The following is a 21,455-nucleotide window of genomic DNA, read 5'->3' on the forward strand; positions in this document are numbered from 1 at the left end:
GCCCGCTTCGCTCACGCGGACTCTTCTATGAAATCGAGGATCTCCAACCAGTCGCTGCGAAGGGGTGCGCCGCGCGCGCCGGTCACATCGAAAACGCCGCGTCCTTCCGCCGCCAGTTCGGGATAAATAGCGCGATCGGGCACCCGGCCCACGGCGTGGCATTCGAGACTGCTGATGAAAGCTTCGAGCTGTTCGGTCGCCCTCGACCGCTTGCGGACTCGGTTTTGCACCAACGCGAAGGGCCGCTTGCCCTTCCGCACCGGCTTGATCGCGGTCAGCTTGCCGAGGAACTTTGCGGTTGTGTCCTGGTCGAAGACCGAGGGAACCACGGGAACCACGATGACGTCCGCCCGCGCCACCAGTTCCTCGATCCGCGTGGCCCGCATTGCCGCCGGCGAGTCGATCACCAGCCGGGCCGTCCCGCGCGGCGCCTGCTCCAACGCCCGCGTCCAGTCCAACAGAGCGACGGGCGCGGCCGACGAGGGACGTGCCTTTCCCCAGCGCAGACTGCTGCCCTGCCGATCGCCATCCGCCAGCGCGGTGCTGAGGCCGTTACAGGCGAAGGCGGCGGCGAGGTTCGTTGCGATGGTGGTCTTTCCGGCCCCGCCTTTCATGTTGGCGACGAGGACCGAGATCATGGTCTAGGACTCGACCACGGACGGGTCCGCCCGCTTGGTCCAGAACCGCTTGCTCTTTCGGAACGAAGACCAATCGCGCCGGGTGTCGGGTTCCAGGATCGTGACGCCGCGGGCGTACCAGCCCTGCACCTGCCCAGCCGCCAACGCGAGGTCCACCTTGTGCCCGTCGCTGCTCGCGGCGATGAGTTCGCGGAGCAGGCGGTCTGCGACGGCGACATCGTTGAGATGGCCGAGATCGTCCTGCAGCCTCTTGAGACGCGCCAAGTAGGTCTGGGTGCGCTTGCCCGGGAACAGGGACTGGAAGAACTCAGTCGCGTACCGCAACTTCTTGAGAGCGATGCGCACCCGATGGCGCTGTTCGCTGGTGAGCGTGTCGAACCCTTTGCCGCGCTTGAGAGCCTTCTTGTGGCGCTTGGCGAGCGTGGTTTGCGCATACACTGTCACCGGCGCATCGAGGCTGCCGTGCGCGTCGTTTGCCGGCCCGTCGTCCCCCGATCCGTCGTCCCCCGATCCGTCGTCCCCCGACCCGTCGTCCCCCGACCCGTCGTTCTTCGGCCCGTCGTTCTTCGGCCCGTCGCTCTCCACTTCGTGGGGCGCGGCCTGCTCCGTCAACCACACCCGGAGCCGGGCCATGAACGCGCCATACCGCTCGGAGCGCAGCATCGCGCCGACGCCGTCATAGCCACGCGCTCGCTGGGCCTCCGCCGCATCGCGGAGCGGCGTAAACATGGCTTCCCCGCGAGCCGCCGACACAGGTGGCACCATTTCACCGAGAAACACATCCCAGTCACGCGCCGCATTCAGTTCCTGCACGGCCCAGCGCGCATCCTCCTTGATCGAAGCCGGCTGTTCCGGCGGCAGCAACGGAGCGAACAGGGTGAGCGCCGATCGGAAGCGGCGGAGGCCGACCCGCAACTGATGAACACCTTCAGGATCGCCGCCGTCCATCGCGGCAGCCTCGTTCGCCGTCCAGTGCTCCATGCAGGTCGTGAAGATCCGCGTCATGGCGGTTCTGGTTGCCATGTCCGGCTCGAGCATCAAGACGGCGGCTTTTACAACCGTCGGCGCAGGGCCGACTTCAGAGGCCGCTTCCGCCGGCCTTCGGACCTTCGTCACTGCTTCTGCTCTCATCACACGTCTGCGGCTTAAACTTCAATGTCGGGTTCGGCTGAACGAACGACGGCCCGGTTCCTATTCCATCGCGTCGTCGCCGCCGTATATCTGGCGCCGACAGGTGTCGTCGGAGTACCACTGAGTGCACTTCCGCCACGCGGTCAGGAAATACTCGTCGTTGGCGTCCGGACCGAGGCTGCGTATTTCACGCACCGTCGGTGGCGCGTCCAGATCAGGCGGTTGCGCCTGACCGCCGCAACCGCCCAGCAGAGCTGCGATCAACAGTGCCACGATTGAAACGGATCTACCTGCGCGTGTCATCATCGTCTCGCCCACAAGCCCTGGGCGGACACGACCTACCGCCCACCAAGCGAACTTAGCGCACGGACACGATCAAGGCCATAGTGTTTGAATCGGCCATTCCGCAGAGGTGTTGCGACCTCGGATGCTGTCGAACGATCCGAGGACAGTCAGCGAGCCGGCCCCGGGTGAAATCCGGAGGCCATGGCGATGGTGTTCGCCCGGTTCTCGCACTGGCGAGCGTAGGCACTGCATTCATGGGCACGGCGCCGTGCCGCGCGGACGCTTGCCAGATGATCCCGATATTCGGCGGGTTCGGCAGACCGTGCCGCTTCCACAAGCGACCGCGCCGCACAGAGGTGCTGCTCGGCAAGGCGCCGCGATTGCACCGCGCCGCGGATCAGGGTCGAAAGCTGGTCCTGGAACGTCCAGGTGTCGAACAGGGCTTCCAGCGCGTCCTGGTCATGGGGACTGACCGTATCAGGGCGCAAATCGGACAGGCTCGCCAAGCTTGAGCCGCCCGAGCGAGCGGTCGTAGCCTCCATGTGACGTTGCGCCAGCATCATCGTTCCGTTCCCTTGAAGAGCATCTGCCCGGCCTCAAAAACTGTGGAAAGCATAGGTGCGTTTGACCCGCCGTCGCTACCTGCCCGATCTGGTAGGCGCTGAGCGCCTCCCAGTGACTGATGACGCCGCTCGGCGTCGGACCGTCACAACTCCCAGAGGCAAGCAAACGCCTTGGGCAAAAGCAAGCCCCCGGAATCCCTGCTTGACCCCCCCAAGCGGGGCAGTGTATCCGATGTCTAAGGGTGTGTTTCGGTTGTTGCACGGGCTGGCAGTGGGGCTCGTGTCGGGTCGGGGTCGCCGGATGTCGGTGACGCTCGACGTACCGTGCGGTTCGGGCGGAGCGTGGCCGATGGCCGCTCTGGGCGGGCCGACGACACTGCGGCCGCCGAACCATGCGCCCGCGTTCGTCGCCATGACCGGCAGCCCAACTTGCGGCGGAAGGGCCATGCGCGCAGTCGTCAAACGCGAATTGTGGGGTAGGCGCTCAGTGTGATGCGCGTCTCCGATTTCATCGAGCGATCAAACGAGGCGGAAACACCGGAGCAGGTGTTCGAGCTGTTTCAGACAGCGTTGGAAGACCGCGGCTACACCCATGTCGTCTTCGCTCCCGCCACCGCCCCGGCGCAGCACGCGCTCGCACAGGGCGATACCGGTCCCAGCTTCACCCGCAAGGCGAATACCCTGCAGTGGTTCGAGCACTACATGGTCAACCACTACATGGACATCGATCCGGTGCTGCTCCTGGCGCCGACCCGGCGCGCGCCGTTCCTCTGGCGCGACGTGGAGATCCATCAGCATCTGTCGGCGCGCCAGCGGCAAATGATGCGAGAGAGCCGCGACGCAGGCCTGAGGAGCGGGCTCAGCATTCCCATCCACGGACCTCAGGGCGAGAGCTACGTGGTCAGCTTGGCGTCCGATGTGGACGGGATTGATCCGGCGCCCCATTTGCGGACGCTGCAGGTGCTGGCGGTGCAGTTCGAGCTCGCTACGTCGCAGGTTCGGACTGCCGCCGAGCCATTGCCGCCGGCGTTCCACCTGACGGAGAGGGAGCGGGAGTGCCTCACCTGGACCGCTCGTGGCAAGAGCGCCTGGGCCATCAGCCGCATTCTCAGCGTCTCGGAGCACACCATCAATTTCCACTTGAAGAGCGCCATGAAGAAACTGGGCACCGCCAACCGCGTCGCAGCGGTGGTGCTCTCCATTCGCAACGGCTTGATCATGCCATAGCCGGACACCCACGTGACGGTCACTGCGAGGGGGAGGCGACCAAGCAAAAAAATGCACCGGTTTCGGGAGTTCAAGCATGTCCTCCGAAATCGCTCGCGATGCCGATCGTTCAACATTGGGTATGGTGGGAGACGAGCAGTGATCCACGATCGACGTTTCGCATCATACCGGACGTGCGTGGTTCTCGCCGGCGCACTGGGATTGGCGGTGTCCGTTGCCAGCGGCGCCGCCTTGGCGGGGGCGTTCTTCATACCGCAGCAGAGCATCAGCGGTCTCGGCCGCGCCTTCGCCGGCGGCGCGGCGGCGGCGACAGACGCCAGCACGGCATTCTCCAACCCGGCAGGCATGACCGAACTGACGCGGGCGGAGGCAACCACCGGCGCCAGCCTGTTCAATTCCCGCCTCAGCTTCAGCAACGCCGGCTCGACCGCTGCAACGGTCGGCACCGGCGGCGCGCCGGTGGCCTATGGCGGCGGGGACGGCGGAAATCCGTTCGCTCCGCAGGTGGTCCCAAACATCTATCTCGCCCATCCGCTGATGGACCGCAGGCTGTGGCTCGGGCTCGGGATCACCGCGCCGTATGGCCTCGCGCTAAAGTACGACCGGGACTGGTTCGGCCGCTACGACTCGGTCAAGTCCAAGCTCACGGTGGTGAACATCGGCCCGAGCGTCGCCTACGCCCTCGACGACCTGGTCTCCGTCGGCGCCGGCATCGATATCCAGTACGCGCACGCCGTGCTCAGCAACGCCGTTCCGGACGTGTTGCGGGTCGGCGGGCCGAGCGCCGGCTCCGACGGCTACAGCGAACTGGACGGCAGCGACTGGAGCGCCGGCTTCAACGCCGGCGTGCTGATCAAGCCGCTGCCGTCGACTCGCATCGGCGCGCATTTTCGATCCGGCATCAGTCACCGGCTTGACGGCACCAGCACCATCTCCGGCCTCGGCGGCCCGCTGGCTGCAGCCAATGGTCGGCGCATCGGCGAAACCGATCTCGATCTGCCGGACATCGTCTCTCTCGCCGTCGCCCACAAGGTGCATCCCGGGCTGACCTTGCTGGCGGAGGCGCAGTGGTTCAACTGGAGCCGTTTCGAGGAAATTCGCGTGAAGTTCGACGACGGCTCCCCGGACCAGGTGATCCCCCAGAACTACGACGACAGCATCGCCGTTTCCGTCGGCTTCGACTATGCGCTTGACGACGATCTGTCGCTGCGCGGCGGGTTCCGCTATGACCAGACGCCCACCGTCGATGCCTTCCGCCAGACCAGCGTGCCGGACGCCGACAGCTACGCCGTCGCCGTCGGCGCGTCCTATGCCCCGTGGGATCAAGTGGTCGTGGACCTCGCGTACTACTACGCCTGGTGGGACGATATCGACATCGACGTCAACCGTCAGTTCGCTTTCGCGCCGGGGGTCGCCGGCGCCGTCAACGTCACGGGCGCCGGCGACTCCCGTTCCCACATCGTCGGCGTCAATCTCCGCTACCGGTTCTGACCGAAGCGCTTAAGGGGTGCTCAAACGTCCGTCGGGATCTCCATCTCGCCGCGGCTGATCAGGACGGAAGCGCCCCCAACCCGGACGGCGACGGTGTCGCCGTTTCGAACGTCCGCTTCCACCTCCAGAATGCTCGGCCGGCCCATCTCGAACCCCTGCTCGACGATCCAGCGCAGCGTGCGATCGCTGCGGTCGGCGCGGCTGCCCAAGTAGCCGGCGAGTGCCGCCGCCGCCGCGCCGGTCGCCGGATCTTCGGCGATACCCATATCAGGCGCGAACATGCGGGCGTGGATGTCCGATGCCTCCCGCTCCGTCTCCCGACAGAACATGAATGCCGCCGGCGCCGCGGACGCCGCCAGCACCGACTCCCAGACGTCGCGCCTCAGCCGCGCCCGGCGGAGCGGGTCAAGACCTGCAAGCGCCACGAAGGTGAACGGCACGCCGCACGACCACACTTCCGGCGGCTCCGCGGCGAAATCGGACGGCTCCAGCGACAGCATCGCGGCCAACTCGGACGCGGCCGGCGGCTGCGGGCCGCGATCCGGCAGTCGCGCCACCGAAAGCTGCGCGAACACCGGCCGGTCATCGACGGCCACGATGCGCACCGGCACCGGACCGACGCCTTCTTCGAATACGATGTCGGTCTGGTTTCCCTGGAGCGCGACCTCGCCGATGGCCGCCAGCACATAGGCCGCGCCGAGGGTCGGATGCCCGGCGAACGGCAACTCCGCTGCCGGCGTGAAGATGCGGAGTTGCCGGGTGTGCTCGGGGCGATCCGGCGGCAGGACGAACACCGTCTCGGACAGGTTGAACTCGCGGGCGACGAGCTGCATCTGCCGTTCCGTCAATCCGCGCCCGTTCGGAAACACGGCCACGGGGTTGCCTCCGAAAGGGCGATCCGTGAACACGTCGGCAGTGACGAAGGGAAAGGTGGGCATCGGCGTTCAGTCCTGGGAGAGGTATCGGCGCAGCACGTCATTGACGAGCTGCGGGTTTGCCTTGCCGCCGGTCGCCTTCATGACGCGGCCGACGAACCAGCCGATGACCTTGGCGTTGCCGGCCCGGTATTGCGCCACCTGCCCGGGATTGTCGGCGACGAGAGCGGCGATGGCCGCTTCGATCTCGCCGCTGTCGCTGATCTGGCGGAGGTTCCGCTGCTCCACGATCATCGCCGGGTCGCCGCCGTCCGTGGCCATGATCTCGAACACGTCCTTGGCGATCCGTCCGGAAATGGTGCCGTCGTCGATCAGGTCGATCAGCCTGCCGAGCGCCTCGGCCGATACCGGGGAGTCATTGATGCCGAGCCCTTCTCGGTTCAAGAGCGCGAACAGGGCGCCGACCACCCAGTTGGCGGCGGTCTTGGGGTCGCGCCCCTGTGCGACCGCTTCGAAATAGGCCGCCGTCTCGCGATCGGCGACCAGCACCGCCGCATCCGCCGCCGACAGGCCGTGCTCGCGGATGAACCGAGCCTTCTTGGCGTCGGGGAGTTCCGGCAGCGTCGCGCGGAGGCGCTCCACCTGCTCCTCCGTCAGCTGAAGCGGCAGCAGGTCGGGATCCGGGAAGTAGCGGTAGTCGTGGGCGAACTCCTTGGCGCGCATCGGACGAGTCTCGCCCTTGTTCGGATCGTAGAGCCGCGTTTCCTGGATGACCGTCCCGCCCGACTCGTAGGCGGCGACCTGGCGCTCGGCCTCGTGTTCGATCGCCTGCATGATGAAGCGGACGGAATTGACGTTCTTGATCTCGGCGCGGGTGCGGAGCGCGTTGTCGCCGACCGGCCGCACGCTGACGTTGATGTCGCAGCGGAGCGAGCCCTGTTCCATGTTGCCGTCGCAGGTGCCGAGGGTGCGCATGATCGAGCGAAGCTTGCGGACGTACGCTCCCGCCTCTTCCGGGCTGCGGATGTCGGGCCTCGAGACGATTTCCATCAGAGTGACGCCGGCCCGGTTGAGGTCCACCAGGGTGCGGCGGGCGTCCTGATCATGCAGCGACTTGCCGGCGTCCTGCTCCATGTGCAGGCGCTCAATGCCGACTTCGCGCGTCGAGCCGTCGGCCATGTCGAGCACCACGACCCCTTCGCCGACAATTGGGTGCTGGTATTGGGAGATCTGATAGCCGGCCGGCAGGTCGGGGTAGAAATAGTTCTTGCGCTCGAACACCGAGGTCAGGTTGATGCGGGCATTGAGGCCGAGGCCGGTGCGCACCGCCTGCTCGACGCAGTGCCCGTTGACCACCGGCAGCATGCCCGGCATCGCCGCGTCGATCAGCGACACCTGGCTGTTGGGCGGAGCGCCGAACGCCGTCGCGGCTCCCGAGAATAGCTTCGCCTCGGAAACGACCTGGGCGTGGATCTCGAGCCCGACCACCACCTCCCAATCGCCCGTCTCGCCGTGAATCACGTAATTCAATGGGGTGAGCCTTTCATCGCTATCACAGCCTGGAGCTCATGCGTCGACGAGGCTCGGCATGAGGTGCTTTCCGCATCGTAAATAGCATCTCGCCCTGAGCCTGTCGAAGGGTCAGCCAAGGGGGAGATTCACGGGTTTCGGATGCGTACCGCCGGGTTTGCTGTCATGATCGGCGGCGGGCGTCGACACTCGGGGAGCATCGCGTGCCTGAAACAGCGTCTCTACTGGACAACGAAGCCGCGGCAGAAGCGCCGGTTCTGCAGGCCGACGCTCTCGCCCGCTATTACGCGGTCGGCCGCGGCGTGTTCAGGAAAGACGCGACGCTGAAGGCGCTCGACGGCGTCAGCTTCGCGGTGGCGCCCGGCAGGTCGCTCGCCGTGGTGGGCGAGTCCGGGTGCGGCAAATCGACGCTGGCGCGGCTGATCACCCTGATCGAGCCGCCGACCTCCGGATCGATGGTTCTTGATGGGACGCCCGTTCCCGCAAAGAACCGTGCCGATCGGCTTCGGCTCCGGCAGAGCGTGCAGATGGTGTTCCAGGACCCCTACGGGTCCCTCAACCCCCGCAAGACGGTGGGCGCCATCCTCGAAGAGCCAATGGTGATCAACACCGGCAAGTCCGCGCGCGAGCGAGCCGAGACAGCGCGCAACATGATGGCGCGGGTGGGCCTCCGGCCGGAGCACTATGGGCGCTATCCGCACATGTTCTCGGGCGGCCAGCGCCAGCGCATCGCCATCGCCCGCGCCCTGATGTTGAACCCCAAGGTCGTGGTCGCCGACGAGCCGGTGTCGGCGCTCGATATTTCGGTGCAGGCGCAGGTGCTCAATCTCATGATGGACCTGCAGGAAGAGTTCGACCTCGCCTACGTGTTCATCTCCCACGATCTCTCGGTGGTGCGTCACATCGCCGACGAGGTTCTGGTGATGTATCTCGGGCGGCCGGCGGAGCAGGGCCCGAACGCCGAAATCTTCGGCCGCCCGCTCCACCCCTACACGCGGGCGCTGCTGTCGTCGACGCCGCAGGTCAACCCCGAGCATCGGTTGCAGCGCATCGTCCTCAAGGGCGAGTTGCCGTCGCCGCTGGATCCGCCCTCCGGCTGTGCCTTTCACCGCCGCTGCCCGCACGCTACCGACCGTTGCGTTACGGAACGCCCGGCCCACCGCCCGGTCGAAGGCCGCCGCGTCGCCTGCCACTACGCCGGCGAGATCTGACGGCGCAGCACTAACTTCGCGTCACCAGGGCCACACCGGCGACCGCCATCGCCATGCCGGCGATGGCCATCGGCCCCAGGGTTTCGCCGAACAGGAAGTATGCGATCAGCGCGGTGACGGGTGGGACGAGGTAGAACAGGCTCGCCACCTTGGCCGCCGCGCCGCGGCGAATGATGCCGTAGAGCAGCGTGACGGCGCCGAGCGACAGCACGAGCACCAGCCAGCCCAGCGCGAAAATGAACTCCCCGGTCCATTGCACCGTCATGGTCTCGAACAGCAGCGCCGGAATGGCCATCGCGATGGTCGCGGCGGCGAACTGGATCGCCGCGCCGCTGCGGAGATCCATGCCGGCGCCGTGTCGCTTCTGATGGAGGGTGGCGATGGTGATTCCCAGGAGTGAGCCGAGCGTGAACAACACGCCGACAATGTGGCCCTGCTCGAACTGCAGCTTGTTGGCGACGACCAGGATCACGCCGGCGAGCCCGATGACGAGCCCCGCCCATTGTTTCGCCGTCACCCGTTCGCCCAGGTAGGGGCGGGCGAGCACCGCCGTCAGCACCGGTTGCAGGCCGACGATCAGGGACGCGACACCGGCCGGCATGCCACGATGGATGGCTGAAAAGACGCCGCCGATATAAACGGCGTGGATCAGGACGCCGACCAGCGCCGCGTTGCCCACGTCGGCCCACGTCCGCGGCCACGGCGCGCCGGCCACCGCCGCCACCGCCGCCAGCAGAACGGCTGCGATGGCGAACCGCAGCACCAGAAACGTGAATGGCGGCGCATACGGCAGGCCCAGCTTGGCGCCGATGAAGCCGGTGCTCCACAGCACCACGAACACCGCCGGAGCCGCCAGGATCCAAAGCGGCGGGCGCACGCGATCGGGCTCCGTGACGTGGTTCATGGGCTTCCACCGTTGATCGACCGCGCGGAGGCTAGTCCCTCGCTCGGCGGGGAGCAACGATCTATAACAGGACCGGGAAATGTGACGGAGACGGAGGCGAGCGATGACGTCAACGGCCTCGCGAGGCAGCGGTCGGCGCATCATCGTCATTGCGACCGTCGCGATGCTCGCTCTTGCAGTCCTCTACACCGCCTACTGGCTGCTGCTCGCCGTGTACGTCCGCGCCGGTGCCGAGACGTGGATCGAGTCTCGGCGCAACGAAGGCTACGCCGTTGCCTATGACGATGTCGATGTGGGCGGCTATCCGGGCGCCGTGCGGCTCTCCTTCGAGCGACCGCACGTGACGGTTCCCCCCCGCGAGGGAGCGGGAAGTTGGGCCGCTGCCCGCTTCGACGCCGCGATCAACCCCTTCGACTGGACACGGCAGACGTACGAGGTTTTCGGTGACCACATCGTCACGCTCGGCGAGCCGCCGCGGCAGGATGTCCTGCATGGCCGCGCCGAGGTCTTCACCATTGATGCGGACTTGGGCGGGGCGGTTCCCGACGGGGTGTTGACCGTTCGCAATTGGACGCTGCGGGAGGAGGGCGGCGAACAGGTCACCATAGAACGTCTCGACGCTAGCGGACGTGTCGTCGCCGGCGAACAGGGAGCGGCGACCGGCCCCGCCTACGCGCTCGACGCAGCGGCAGCGCGCGTCCTGCTGCCGGCGCACGCCAACAGCCCGCTCGGAAGGGAGATCCAATCCGTATCCTTCGACTCGACGGTGATCGGACCGTTCGATTTTCGCCGCTGGCCGGCCGGCCTGTTGCGGTGGCGGGACGCGGGCGGCGTCTGGGAGATCGAGAGGCTCGCGGCCGTCTACGGCCCCGTGTCGTTGACCGGTGACGGCACCGTCGCGCTCGACACCGCGGGACAGCCGGAGGGCGCCCTTACACTCAAAGTGCAGGGGCTGCTCGACGCCGTCGACGCCTTTCAGGCGCACGGGCTGATCGGCCCGCAAGAGGCGCTCGGCGTCAAATTCCTGTGGAGCGCGCTGGCGCGTCCGCCACAGGGCGGCGGTGCGCCGGTCATCACCGTACCGATGACTGTGCAGGACCGTTTCCTCGCCGTGGGGCCGCTACGCCTGTTGCGCTTGCCGGAGATCGAGTGGCGGTGAAAACGCCGGGTGGCACGTCCCGGGCGGCAGGCTCATGTGTCTGTAGAGCAGAAGTGTCTGGAGGGTAAGACAGGAGACGAAGGCAGGGTGGGAGTTCCGGCAATGAGGTGGGGTGCGGTAGCGTGGCGTCTCGCAGTGGCGTTGATGGTGTGTGCCGCGATCACGGTCGCCGCGCGTGCCGACGAACCGGAAACGGGCGCGGCAAAGGCCGCGTCGGCGACGCCCCTCGTTGGCCAGCTTCTCGTAGCGTCGTCGTCGATCGGCGATCCGCGCTTCGCGGAGACCGTCATCTACATGATCAGTCACGACGCGGATGGAGCGATGGGGCTGGTGGTCAACCGCGCCTATGGCGAGGGGCCGCTCGACGCTCTGTTGGAGGCAGTCGGCGTGGAGAGCGAAGGCGCGTCGGGCAGGGTGCGTCTTCAGTATGGCGGCCCGGTCGAGCCCGGGCGCGGCATCGTCCTGCACAGCGCGGACTACAGCGGCGCGTCCACCCGAATCGTCGCGGATCGTGTCGCCGTATCGTTCGGCAAGGACGTGCTCGAGGCGATCGCCGCGGGCGTCGGGCCGCAACGCAGCGCCATTCTCCTCGGCTACGCCGGCTGGGGTCCAGGTCAGCTTGAGGACGAACTCTCTCGTGACGACTGGCTAACGGCGCGCAGCGAGGAGTCGCTGATTTTCTCGGATGATCTCGACAGCGTCTGGCGGAACGCCATGGACCATGCGGGGTTGTCCCTATAGCGAGGCGCTGCGGGTTGTTGCTGGTTGGCCGGCGGGCAGGATGAACCCGTGCACTGGATACTCGGTCAGTCCCATGGTTTTCGTTGGCGGCCACCACACCCGCACCAGCGACCAGTCGTTGTTCTCGGAGACGTCGATGACCGGTGTGTCGGCAGACACTCGATGGCGCACCCAGTTGGCGTGGGTCACCAGAATGCGGCGGCTGGAGACGACCTTCGAAACGACCGCCACATGCCCATGACGAAGCCGCGACGAGCGCCGCATCACCAGGACACTGCCGACCGCAGGCCGATCCGCGCGGGCGTAGCGGCCCTCGGACTTGTCCCACCAGTCCGCCGCATTGCCCCGCAGTTGCACACCAGAAACCGCTCGCGCGAACGGCACGCACTCGCGCGCCGCGCGGGCGTCCACAAGCTGGACGCTTCGGGGGGCATCCGCCTGACGTGAGGCGGCCGATGCGCATGCGGCAACACCACCGGCCAGTGCCGCAAACAGCGCGGCGCGGCACCAGCAATGCAGAGCCACGGACCGCCGGTTCCGACCCATCAGCCGCGGCCGCGGTAGGCGGGCACCCCAGGGTCGGGCACCCACACGCCGAGAGGCGGCTCTCCCGTCTGGTAGAACACGTCAATGGGAATGCCGCCCCGCGGGAACCAGTATCCGGCGATGCGAAGCCATTGGGGTTGCGCTGCCGCTTGCACTTTTTTGGCGACGGCAACGGCGCAGTCTTCGTGAAAGGCGCCGTGGTTGCGGAACGACGCCAGATAGAGCTTCAGGGATTTGCTCTCGACCAGGCGTGCGGACGGCACATAGTCCAGCACCAGATGTGCAAAATCCGGTTGCCCGGTCACCGGGCACATCGAGGTGAACTCGGGACAGGTGAAGCGCACCAACATCCGTTCTCCCGGATGCGGATTGGCGACCGTCTCCAGTGTCGCGGCGTCCGGCGACGATGCAATAGCGGCCGGGCGTCCCAGTTGCGTCGGTTGGTCCGCCATGACCTGCGCTTCCTCCCCGGCGTCGGTATTGTATCGGGAGCGTCCGCCGCGTTCAACCCGCCGGCGGCGGCGCGTCTACGGCCACGTCTCCTCCGGCCAGCTCGGCGCGCGCCCGCTCGATGTGCGCGTCGCTGATGTAGGGCCGCAGCGAATGGAACACGGTAAGAAGCACCGTCAGATCGTCGGCGAAACCGACGCCCGCGAGGATGTCCGGGATCAGGTCTCCGGGCATGATGAAGTACGCCAAGGCGGCGAACAGGATTGCCTTCACGCGGGTCGGCGTCGCGGGATCGTTAGCGGCGTAAAACGCAGCAAGCGCCTCGTCCATGAACGGCACGCGACCCAGGGTGCGTCGCACCTTGGCCCAGAACCGTCGCCGGACCATGTCCTCGCGGCCGGTGAGCGGCGCCAGCGTCTTGGAAACGTCCAGGGGTTTCATGGGCATAACATTGGGTCGCGCGCTGCCGAAATTCAAGTCGGCGTCTCACGCGCCACAACTGGTTGTTCGAATGGCGGCTCGGCGGGTGTTGAAGTCGACGCCGACGTCACAGAGCCATTCGAATGATTTAGAGTGTGCACGAGAATCGAGAGTTGCGTGCAGCAATGGTGCAATCATGGCTGATCTCGCCACACGTCTTTATGGGGCCGTCGGTCCGGGGCTACGGCGTTTGGAGCCGGAGACGGCGCATCGGATCACCATCGCCGCGCTGAAAGCGGGTGTGGTGCCGCGGCCGGCGCCGTTCCAGCACCCGGCGCTGCAGGTGAGGCTCTGGGGGCTGGAGTTCCCGAACCCGATTGGGCTGGCGGCCGGATTCGATAAGAACGCGGAGGTGGCCGAAGCGGTTCTGAGGCTCGGGTTCGGTTTTACGGAGGTGGGAACCGTGACGCCGCGCCCGCAGCGCGGCAATCCCCGCCCGCGCATCTTCCGGTTGCCGGAAGAATGCGCGATGATCAACCGTCTTGGCTTCAACAACGATGGTTTGGAGGCCGTCGCCCGGCGCCTGCAAGCACGGCGGAGCGCCGGCCGGTCCGGCATCGTCGGCGCCAACGTCGGCCCCAATCGCGACAGCGTTGATCCCATCGCCGACTGCGCCCGTGCGGCTGGCCGCCTTGCCGGCCTCGCCGACTATCTGGTGGTCAACGTCTCATCGCCCAACACGCCCGGATTGCGGGCGCTCCAGGACAAGGCGCCGCTGCAGGCGCTGCTCGCCGCGGTTCTCGACGCGCGGACCGCAGCAGGCGTCCGGCCGCCGCTCCTGTTGAAAATCGCCCCCGACTTGACGCCGGCAGACCGGGAAGACATCGCCGCGGTGGCGCTGGCGGCGAACATCGATGGCCTGATCGCCACCAACACGACCGTGGCGAGGCCCGCGGGCCTGCGGGGGGTGCATGCGCACGAGCACGGCGGCCTCAGCGGCCCGCCGCTGATGGCCGGTTCGACAGCGGTGCTGGCGGAGATGTACAGGCTGACCGGGGGCCGGATGCCGATCATCGGCGTCGGCGGCATCACCGGCGGCGCCGATGCCTACGCCAAGATCCGCGCCGGGGCCTCGCTGGTGCAGCTCTACACGGCGCTGGTGTATCGAGGCCCCGGGCTGGTCAGCCGCATTCAGCGCAAACTGGTTGAACACCTCCGTGCCGACGGACTGAATCATCTGCATGATGCCGTCGGCAGCGGCGTCGAAGTGACGGAGCAATGACCGCCAGCGCGTACGCCGGCCGCAGTCACTGGTCGCTGACGCTATCGAAGAAGCGCACCACGTTCGTAAAACGGGGCGCCCCTACGCGAAGCACTAGTGCAGGTGTCAGCCGTCCGAGGCCGATGCTGGGACCGGCTCGCGGTTCGTCATTTCGCCTTCTGCGCCGGTGTCCGGCTGCATCTCCGCGGAGGGTTGACGGTTCCAATCCGGGCTGCGCCGGCCCTCGCCGTCCTCGAACGCGTTCAGCACGCGGTAGTAATGCTCGGCGTGCTGAAAAAAGCTCTCCGCAGTAATCGGGTCGCCAGACAACGCCGCGTCGCGGCCCAGCACCAGATATCGATCGAATACCTGCTGCGCCGTGCCGCGAATCTTTCCTTCGGGTCCGGCGCTTTCGAAGGTCTGGTTTCCTCTTCCCCCCGGCTGTCGTTTACCGTTTCCGCGGCTACGCAACCGTCTGGAACTAGAGCCTGGTTTCATGGCACCCCTAAGCGCTGATCGGTGAATGTCAATCTTGAGTATCGGGCAATCTTGAGTATCGGGCTCAGCTTGGCCCACATACTTCAGCCCAATGAACCCTGTTCACGCCAAAACAATGAACCTTGCTCATGCCAGCCGAATGAACCTTGTTCAGGTTCGTCACTCTCGTAGAGGATCTCGGCTGCTGATGGCCGCACCGCGGCGAGGTCGTTGGCGACCGTCTCGTCGTCAATCCGACCCTGTCTCAAATACCTGCATAGACACTAGTCAGGAACTTCTTGGTTTCCAAGCTTTTTTTTCGAGATCCCGACGGGGGCGGGAGCGGCGCGCAGGCAGCGCGGCACACCCGCCAAATCGTTCTTGATTTCAGTAACTTGGAGATAGTGATCGGCGAGGATGGCGGCAACCGCCGCGGCCTGGCCGGCGCCCACCTCCAGCACCGCGACCCCGTCCGGCGCCAAAAGGCGGGCGACATCAGGCGCCAATGCCCGGTAGGCGTCGAGCCCGTCCGCGCCGCCGCAAAGCGCCAGCCGCGGCTCGAACCTCGCCACTTCGGGCGCCAACACCGCAAACTCTGCGTCCGCGACGTAGGGCGGATTGGCGACGATGATATCGAACCGGCCGCCGATCGCCGTTCCCCAGTCGCCCTGCACGAACGCGACGCGATCAGCTATTCCGAGCGCGTCCGCGTTGTTCCGCGCGACGAAAAGCGCGGCATCAGAGCGATCGACACCAACGCCCCACGCCGCCGGTCTTTCATGCAGGATCGCCAGCACCAGACAGCCGCTGCCGGCGCCGAGGTCGAGCACGGTGATGGGCCTGTCGCGACCGCGCGCGGCAGCGAGCGCCGCCTCCACCAGCGTCTCGGATTCGGGCCGCGGGACGAGGGTGTCGGCTGTGACGCGGAAAGACAGGCTCCAGAACTCGCGATGGCCCACGATGACGGCGAGTGGCTCCCGCCCCGCGCGACGCCGGACCGCGCGCTCGAACGCCTCACGCGCCGCCGCCGGCACCCGCAAGTCGGGGCGTGCGATCAGCGCTTCCACGCCCAGACCCAGGGCGTGGCCGAGCAACAGGCGGGCTTCGGAGCGGGGATTCGGGATGTCCGCCGAGCGGAGGCGCCAGGCTGAGGCGAGAAGGAGAGCGCCCGCCGTATCCGGGACCGTTTCACTCATTCCACCTCCGCCAACCGCTCCGCCTGATCGTCCTCGTCGAGCGCGTCGATGAGTTCGTCCAACTCGCCGCCCATGACTCGTTCGAGCTTGTAGAGCGTGAGGTTGATGCGGTGGTCGGTGACGCGGCCTTGCGGGAAGTTGTAGGTGCGGATGCGCTCCGAGCGGTCTCCGGAGCCCACCTGGCTCTTGCGCGTGGCGGCGCGTTCCGACGCCGCCTGGGCGCGCTCCGCTTCGTAGATGCGGGCCCGCAGAATCTTCATCGCCTTGGCGCGGTTCTTGTGCTGGGATTTTTCGTCCTGCTGCGTCACCACGATGCCTGTCGGCAGGTGGGTAATGCGGACTGCGCTGTCGGTGGTGTTGACCGACTGCCCGCCGGGACCGCTGGAGCGATAGACGTCGATCCGGAGATCGCCCTCGTTGATCTGGACGTCGATATCCTCGGCTTCCGGAAGCACCGCGACCGTCGCCGCCGAGGTGTGAATACGCCCTCCGGCTTCGGTTTCGGGAACGCGCTGCACGCGGTGGACGCCCGATTCGTACTTGAGGCGCGCGAACACGCCGCGGCCGATGACCGAGCCGATGACCTCCTTGAAGCCGCCGATGCCGGTCTCACTGAGAGACATCAACTCCAGCCGCCAGCCCCTGCTTTCGGCGTACCGCTGATACATGCGGAACAGGTCGGCCGCGAACAGCGCCGCTTCCTCGCCGCCGGTCCCGGCCCGCACCTCAAGGATGGCGTTCTTCTCGTCCGCCTTGTCCTTGGGAAGGAGAAGGCGCCTGAGCCGGGTCTCGAACTCCCGGATGGCGTCGTCCAGCGCCGCGCATTCGCTCTCCGCCAGTTCGCGCATGTCTTCGTCGGTGTCGGGGTCGGCGAGGAGCGTGCGCAAGTCGTCGCGCTCCCTCTCTGCACGATGCAGATCCTCGATGGCCTGGGCGATCGGGGTGAGATCCGCATACTCCTTGGTCAGCGCGGCGTACGCCTCGGACGCGGGCGCGGCCGGGTCGGCGATAAGCGCGCTCAGTTCGCGGTGTCGGGCGGCGACCTTGTCAAGCCTGGCGCTCAGACTCATCTCAACGAGCCTCATGGCTGATGGTTTGGCGCGTGGGACGCGACCCGCGACGGCTCTCGCCCAAACCCGCTCTCGCTAACGGGGTCGAGCATCGAAGCGGATCGACGAGAAGCCCGCGCAATCGGGACGATGAGGGGCGTCCGGGGCCGCCTTGACGGCCGCCAAAAATGCTCGCTGATGTCATTCTCTGTTCTCCCCGTTGCGGCCGTGCAGCCCGAACAACCGGACAAGCGCCTGTTGCAATGCCCGGAACCTGCCGGTGTCATCGCCGCAGTCCGCCGCTACGGCTCGCAGTTGTTCCGACGGTTCATGCAGCAGCCGGCCCACCAACAGACGCGTCGCCTTATCGGCATCGCCCGCGGCGTCCGCCACCGCCTGCCGGCGCACCGCCTCGAAATGCTCGTGGAGCGCCCGCACGACGGGCACCGCTTGGCGCCCGGCGCGTGTTCTAGCATACTCGGTCACCGCCGCGTCGATAATGGCCTCCGCGGCCGGCGCCGCGCTCTGCCGGTGCGAGTGGCCGCGAAGGGCCACGCGCTCCAGATCATCGAGCGCGAACAGGAAGGCGTCGTCGAGGCGGTCGATGCCGGGATCGGCGTCGCCGGGAATCGCCGCGTCGATCAGCACCATCGGGCGACGGCGACGCGCGCTGAGGGACGCCTTGATCATTGTTTCGGTGATGACGTACCGGCGCGTGCCGAGCGCCCCGATGACGATGTCGGCGCGGGCCAGTTCCCGGCTCAGATCCGCAAACGCGATGACATGGCAGTTGAAGGCCGCCGCCGCGGCTTCCGCCCGAGTCGATACCGGATGGGTGACGAACAAATGCCGGAGACCCGCTGTGACCATGGTTTCCGCGATGAGCGTCCCGAGGTCGCCGGTGCCGATCATCAGGGCCGTACGGTCGCGGAGATCACCGTGCACGTCCTCTGCCAGTGACGCGGCAGCGGCGGCGATGGACACCGGGCGCCGGACGATGCCGGTTTCGTTGCGCACCCGCTTGGCGGCGGCGTAGGCGACCTGGAGCACCGCTTCGAGCTCCGGTCCGGTCATGCCGTGCGCCTGGGAGACGCGGTGGCACGCCTTGAGCTCGCCGAGCACGTGCGGTTCCCCGACCACCATGCTGTCCAGCGACGCGGCGACCCGCAACAGGTGGCGCAACGCCGCCTCGCCCACCAGGGTCCGCAGGTGCGGGCCCACGTCCGACGGCGTCAGCCCGGCGTGATCGGCGAGAACGGCGGCGATGCGCTCCGCCGCGAGGTCCGGATCCTCGTGGATGGCCGACACCTCGACCCGATCGCACGTCGAGACGACGATCGCCTGGGGGATCCCCCGCTCGCGCAGGCGGCCCAACACCGTTGGCATCGCCTCGGCGTCGACGAACAGGCGGTCGCGCATTGCGAGCGCGCTGGTGCGGTGATTGGCGCCCACCATGACCAGACAGGCCGCCGCCTTGGAGGCCGGGTGCATCTCGCGCTAGTGCAGCGGTGCGTTCAAAGAATGCACGATTGCTGCACGCAACTCTTTAGTCACGTGCACGCTATGACGCATCCGACTGAATCATCCGAATGGGTCCTGTGCACTAGTAGACGCGGGCGACGTCATCCACGAGGGATGCCAGCGCCACTTCATGCTGCGCACCCGTGTCCATGTCGCGCAGCAGGACGGCCTCGCGCGCCAGTTCGTCCTCGCCGATGATGATTGTGACGCGCGCGCTGATCTTATTGGCGCGCTTGAGGCGCTTGGCGAACTTGCCTCCGAACGCCATGTCGACCACGAAGCCGGCGCCGCGCAGTTGCCGACAGATGGCGAGCGCCGCCGGCGCCTGGCCCTCGGCGACCGGCGCCACCGCCAACGGCCGCGGCGCCGGTGGCGCCTCCGCGATCAGCATCGCGAGACGCTCGACGCCGGCGGCCCAGCCGATGCCGGGGGTCGGAGGGCCGCCCAGGTGCTCGGCGAGGCCGTCGTAGCGGCCGCCGGCCAGCACTGCGTTCTGGGCGCCAAGGGCGTCGGTGGTGAACTCGAACGCGGTGTGGCAGTAGTAGTCGAGGCCGCGGACCAGGCGCGGATTAAGCCGGTAGGGGATGGCGAGCGCGTCGAGACCGGCGCAGACGGTATCCAGGAAGCATCGGGACGCGTCGTTGAGGCTGTCGGTGATGTTCGGCGCGTCGGCCACCAGAGCACGATCTCCTTCATCCTTGGAGTCGAGAATTCTCAGTGGGTTGCGCTCGAGACGCGCTTGGCTGTCCGGCGACAGCCGCTCCCGCCGCGCCTGCAGGTAGTCGACCAGAACTTGGCGGTAGGTTTGTCGGCTTGCGGTGTCGCCGAGAGAGTTCAGCTCGAGTACGACGTGATCCTTGAGGCCGAGGGCGTCGAGGATGTCGGCGCCGAGGGCGATCGCTTCCACATCGGCGAGCGGTTCCGCAACCCCGAGGAGTTCGACGCCGACCTGATGAAACTGGCGCTGGCGCCCCTTCTGCGGTCGCTCGTAGCGGAACATCGGCCCCCGGTAGAACAGCTTGACCGGCGTCTGCTGCGTCAGGCCGTTGGAGATGACAGCGCGCACCACGCCGGCGGTGTTCTCGGGGCGGAGCGTGATGCTGGCGCCGCCCCGGTCCTCGAAGGAATACATCTCCTTGCTGACGATGTCCGAGGTCTCGCCCAAGGATCGCTGGAACACCTCCGAGAACTCGAACACCGGGGTCGAGATCTCGTCATAGCCGTAGCGCCGGGCGATATCATGCGCCGTGCCCTCGATGTGGCGATGGCGGCGGCACTCGTCGCCAATAATGTCGCGGGTGCCGCGGACCGGCTGCAAGGATGCCACGGGTCGGCGATCCGGTTAAGCAGCGCCGGGCGCGTCGAACGTTGGCGCTTCAACCGCCGGCGCTTCCGCCGTCGCGTTGTCAGCCGGCGGCGACTTCGGTGGATAGCGGTCCTGCACGTACTGGTCGACGATCCGCTTGAACGCCTCGGCAATGCCGGCGCCACGCAACGTGACGGTCTTCTTGCCATCGACGAACACCGGCGCCGCCGGCTCTTCCCCCGTTCCGGGAAGGCTGATGCCTATGTCGGCGTGCTTGCTTTCGCCGGGACCGTTGACGATGCAGCCCATCACCGCGACGCTCATGGTCTCGACGCCGATGTAGCATTCGCGCCATTGGGGCATGCGGTGGCGCACGTATGTCTGGATGTCGCCGGCCAGTTCCTGGAACACGGTGCTGGTCGTGCGCCCGCACCCCGGGCACGCGGCGACCAGCGGCGTGAACGCGCGGAAGCCCATGGTCTGCAGGAGTTGCTGGGCGACCACCACCTCCTCGGTGCGATCGCCGCCCGGTTGCGGCGTCAGCGAGATCCGTATGGTGTCCCCGATGCCCTCCTGCAGCAGCACGGCGAGTGCGGCCGACGACGCGACGATGCCCTTGGAGCCCATGCCCGCCTCGGTCAGGCCGAGGTGCAGGGCATGGTCGCAACGGGACGCCAGATCGCGGTAGACGGCGATGAGGTTCTGAACGTCGCTCACTTTGCAGGAGAGGATGATCCGGTCGCGGCCGAGCCCAAGAGCCTCGGCTTGCGCGGCGCTCTCCACCGCCGAGGTCACGATGGCTTGGCGCATCACCTCTTCGGCGGGCCGCGGCTCCGGCGACGAAGCGTTGGCATCCATCAGGCGCGCCAGAACCTCCTGGTCAAGGCTTCCCCAGTTGACCCCGATGCGCACCGGCCGGTCGTAGCGCATCGCGAACTCGATCATCGCCGCGAACTGCCGGTCCCGCTTGGCGCGAAACCCGACGTTGCCGGGGTTGATGCGGTATTTGGCGAGCGCCTCGGCGCAGGCCGGATGCTGCTGGAGCAGTTGATGGCCGATATAGTGGAAATCGCCGATCAGCGGCACGGCGACGCCGGCGGCGTCGAGGCGGTCGCGGATGTGCGGCACCGCCGCCGCCGCTTCGGCACGATCGACCGTGATGCGCACCAGCTCGGAACCGGCTTCTGCAAGCGCCGCCACCTGTGCCACCGTCGCCGCCACGTCGGCGGTATCGGTGTTGGTCATCGACTGCACGACGATGGGCGCGCCGCCGCCGATGACAACGCCGCCAACCGTAACGGCAACGCTCGATCGCCGAACGGGAGCAAGCCCGGCGCTCATGATTTCAGCTCGTTCGCTTGTTCCACGGGATTTCCTTGATGGAATTCCGGGCTTGATAAACTTCCGGGTTTGTCACGGCCGCCCAATGTGCCGTCCAGCGCTCCCTTTTGCCGCACCACGGTCGATGGGGTCA

The 21,455-nt window shown here is 67.1% G+C and carries 22 protein-coding genes; 6 read left to right on the top strand and 16 right to left on the bottom strand.

What is annotated here, in order from left to right; genetic code table 11:
* Window positions 1–11: 11 nt before the first annotated feature.
* The 4 genes from IPM60_10885 to IPM60_10900 all read right to left on the bottom strand — a co-directional run bounded on the left by IPM60_10885 (window position 12) and on the right by IPM60_10900 (window position 2,617).
* Window positions 12–638: a ParA family protein gene (locus IPM60_10885; GenBank protein MBK8908381.1), complete on the bottom strand. Its 627-nt coding sequence runs from the start codon at window positions 636–638 to the stop codon at window positions 12–14.
* Between the two features lie 3 nt (window positions 639–641).
* Entirely contained in the window at window positions 642–1,661 is a 1,020-nt protein-coding gene (locus tag IPM60_10890; protein ID MBK8908382.1) for a CHAD domain-containing protein, read from the bottom strand.
* 168 nt (window positions 1,662–1,829) lie between these two features.
* The gene (locus IPM60_10895) at window positions 1,830–2,042 is read right to left on the bottom strand and encodes a hypothetical protein (protein ID MBK8908383.1); all 213 of its coding nucleotides are present in this window, start codon (window positions 2,040–2,042) and stop codon (window positions 1,830–1,832) included.
* 179 nt (window positions 2,043–2,221) lie between these two features.
* The gene (locus tag IPM60_10900; GenBank protein MBK8908384.1) at window positions 2,222–2,617 is read right to left on the bottom strand and encodes a hypothetical protein; all 396 of its coding nucleotides are present in this window, start codon (window positions 2,615–2,617) and stop codon (window positions 2,222–2,224) included.
* 492 nt (window positions 2,618–3,109) lie between these two features.
* Here IPM60_10900 and IPM60_10905 point away from each other — a divergent pair, with 492 nt between their 5' ends.
* Window positions 3,110–3,844, top strand: coding sequence for a LuxR family transcriptional regulator (locus IPM60_10905; protein ID MBK8908385.1), 735 nt, complete (start codon window positions 3,110–3,112; stop codon window positions 3,842–3,844).
* A 138-nt stretch (window positions 3,845–3,982) separates the two neighbouring features.
* On the top strand, window positions 3,983–5,335 hold the full coding sequence (locus IPM60_10910; protein ID MBK8908386.1) for an outer membrane protein transport protein: 1,353 nt from the start codon (window positions 3,983–3,985) through the stop codon (window positions 5,333–5,335).
* 20 nt (window positions 5,336–5,355) lie between these two features.
* Here IPM60_10910 and IPM60_10915 read toward each other — a convergent pair whose 3' ends face one another.
* Together IPM60_10915 and gatB are read right to left on the bottom strand one after the other, a co-directional pair.
* Complete coding sequence (locus IPM60_10915) at window positions 5,356–6,273, bottom strand: PhzF family phenazine biosynthesis protein (GenBank protein ID MBK8908387.1); 918 nt, start codon at window positions 6,271–6,273, stop codon at window positions 5,356–5,358.
* A gap of 6 nt (window positions 6,274–6,279) precedes the next feature.
* Complete coding sequence (gene gatB, locus IPM60_10920; protein MBK8908388.1) at window positions 6,280–7,740, bottom strand: Asp-tRNA(Asn)/Glu-tRNA(Gln) amidotransferase subunit GatB; 1,461 nt, start codon at window positions 7,738–7,740, stop codon at window positions 6,280–6,282.
* Between the two features lie 203 nt (window positions 7,741–7,943).
* On the opposite strand from gatB, the gene IPM60_10925 reads away from it, so the two are divergent.
* Window positions 7,944–8,951 (top strand): ABC transporter ATP-binding protein, encoded by a 1,008-nt coding sequence (locus IPM60_10925; GenBank protein ID MBK8908389.1) that lies wholly within the window; start codon window positions 7,944–7,946, stop codon window positions 8,949–8,951.
* 10 nt (window positions 8,952–8,961) lie between these two features.
* On the opposite strand, the gene IPM60_10930 is transcribed toward IPM60_10925, so the two are convergent.
* The gene (locus IPM60_10930; protein ID MBK8908390.1) at window positions 8,962–9,855 is read right to left on the bottom strand and encodes an EamA family transporter; all 894 of its coding nucleotides are present in this window, start codon (window positions 9,853–9,855) and stop codon (window positions 8,962–8,964) included.
* 103 nt (window positions 9,856–9,958) lie between these two features.
* Here IPM60_10930 and IPM60_10935 point away from each other — a divergent pair, with 103 nt between their 5' ends.
* Together IPM60_10935 and IPM60_10940 are read left to right on the top strand one after the other, a co-directional pair.
* Window positions 9,959–11,014: a DUF2125 domain-containing protein gene (locus IPM60_10935; protein ID MBK8908391.1), complete on the top strand. Its 1,056-nt coding sequence runs from the start codon at window positions 9,959–9,961 to the stop codon at window positions 11,012–11,014.
* Between the two features lie 102 nt (window positions 11,015–11,116).
* Window positions 11,117–11,755: a YqgE/AlgH family protein gene (locus tag IPM60_10940; GenBank protein ID MBK8908392.1), complete on the top strand. Its 639-nt coding sequence runs from the start codon at window positions 11,117–11,119 to the stop codon at window positions 11,753–11,755.
* Here IPM60_10940 and IPM60_10945 read toward each other — a convergent pair.
* Genes IPM60_10945 through IPM60_10955 form a run of 3 tightly spaced genes read right to left on the bottom strand, consistent with a single transcriptional unit; the run spans window position 11,750 to window position 13,198 of the window.
* The gene (locus IPM60_10945; protein ID MBK8908393.1) at window positions 11,750–12,301 is read right to left on the bottom strand and encodes a CHAP domain-containing protein; all 552 of its coding nucleotides are present in this window, start codon (window positions 12,299–12,301) and stop codon (window positions 11,750–11,752) included. The genes IPM60_10940 and IPM60_10945 overlap by 6 nt on opposite strands.
* Window positions 12,301–12,753: an NADPH-dependent 7-cyano-7-deazaguanine reductase QueF gene (queF, locus tag IPM60_10950; GenBank protein MBK8908394.1), complete on the bottom strand. Its 453-nt coding sequence runs from the start codon at window positions 12,751–12,753 to the stop codon at window positions 12,301–12,303. The genes IPM60_10945 and queF overlap by 1 nt, the downstream gene beginning before the upstream one ends.
* Before the next feature lie 52 nt (window positions 12,754–12,805).
* Complete coding sequence (locus IPM60_10955) at window positions 12,806–13,198, bottom strand: DUF1232 domain-containing protein (protein ID MBK8908395.1); 393 nt, start codon at window positions 13,196–13,198, stop codon at window positions 12,806–12,808.
* 169 nt (window positions 13,199–13,367) lie between these two features.
* Between IPM60_10955 and IPM60_10960 the strand changes: the two genes are divergently transcribed.
* Window positions 13,368–14,453: a quinone-dependent dihydroorotate dehydrogenase gene (locus tag IPM60_10960; protein ID MBK8908396.1), complete on the top strand. Its 1,086-nt coding sequence runs from the start codon at window positions 13,368–13,370 to the stop codon at window positions 14,451–14,453.
* A gap of 105 nt (window positions 14,454–14,558) precedes the next feature.
* On the opposite strand, the gene IPM60_10965 is transcribed toward IPM60_10960, so the two are convergent.
* From IPM60_10965 to ispG, 6 genes are all read right to left on the bottom strand, one after another.
* The gene (locus IPM60_10965) at window positions 14,559–14,930 is read right to left on the bottom strand and encodes a DUF4167 domain-containing protein (protein ID MBK8908397.1); all 372 of its coding nucleotides are present in this window, start codon (window positions 14,928–14,930) and stop codon (window positions 14,559–14,561) included.
* 263 nt (window positions 14,931–15,193) lie between these two features.
* On the bottom strand, window positions 15,194–16,105 hold the full coding sequence (prmC, locus tag IPM60_10970; GenBank protein ID MBK8908398.1) for a peptide chain release factor N(5)-glutamine methyltransferase: 912 nt from the start codon (window positions 16,103–16,105) through the stop codon (window positions 15,194–15,196).
* Window positions 16,102–17,175, bottom strand: a complete 1,074-nt coding sequence (gene prfA / locus IPM60_10975; GenBank protein ID MBK8908399.1) for a peptide chain release factor 1 — start codon at window positions 17,173–17,175, stop codon at window positions 16,102–16,104. The genes prmC and prfA overlap by 4 nt, the downstream gene beginning before the upstream one ends.
* Window positions 17,176–17,355: 180 nt before the next feature.
* Window positions 17,356–18,645, bottom strand: a complete 1,290-nt coding sequence (locus IPM60_10980; protein MBK8908400.1) for a glutamyl-tRNA reductase — start codon at window positions 18,643–18,645, stop codon at window positions 17,356–17,358.
* A 112-nt stretch (window positions 18,646–18,757) separates the two neighbouring features.
* The gene (locus IPM60_10985) at window positions 18,758–20,002 is read right to left on the bottom strand and encodes a histidine--tRNA ligase (GenBank protein ID MBK8908401.1); all 1,245 of its coding nucleotides are present in this window, start codon (window positions 20,000–20,002) and stop codon (window positions 18,758–18,760) included.
* A gap of 15 nt (window positions 20,003–20,017) precedes the next feature.
* Complete coding sequence (gene ispG, locus IPM60_10990) at window positions 20,018–21,322, bottom strand: flavodoxin-dependent (E)-4-hydroxy-3-methylbut-2-enyl-diphosphate synthase (protein MBK8908402.1); 1,305 nt, start codon at window positions 21,320–21,322, stop codon at window positions 20,018–20,020.
* Window positions 21,323–21,455: the final 133 nt, after the last annotated feature.

It is taken from the genome of Rhodospirillales bacterium (assembly GCA_016710335.1).
In the GTDB taxonomy this organism is placed as follows: Bacteria; Pseudomonadota; Alphaproteobacteria; order Rhodospirillales; family Defluviicoccaceae; genus JADJXQ01.